Origin of the sequence: Alkalicoccobacillus porphyridii, assembly GCF_007293315.1 — a bacterium.
Lineage (GTDB): Bacteria > Bacillota > Bacilli > Bacillales > Bacillaceae_D > Alkalicoccobacillus > Alkalicoccobacillus porphyridii.
On record NZ_VLXZ01000399.1, the window covers coordinates 1 to 239 of the forward strand.

Here is a 239-nt window from a genome sequence, read left to right on the forward strand (position 1 = left end):
GGTTATTACCCTTAAAGTCACTGCTCATTTGAGTATCAATACTCTGGAAACCTGAAGTCCGTTGTTCAGTGCCAAGTAATTTTTCAATAGGAATGGTGAAACTGAGATAAACGCTATCGTCAGTGTCGCCGTCTTCATTCCATGAACGCTGGGCACTGACACTGTAGCTGCCCCAGGATGCACTGTTACTGTAGCCAAGAGAGTAATTGCTACGATTTTGTCCGGAAGCCCAGTAATCG

General features: G+C 45.2%; 1 protein-coding gene. It reads right to left on the reverse strand.

Annotated features, from left to right (window positions below; translation table 11 throughout):
- On the reverse strand, positions 1-239 hold a 239-nt coding region (locus tag FN960_RS24720), incomplete at both ends, for a fimbria/pilus outer membrane usher protein (RefSeq protein ID WP_143850868.1).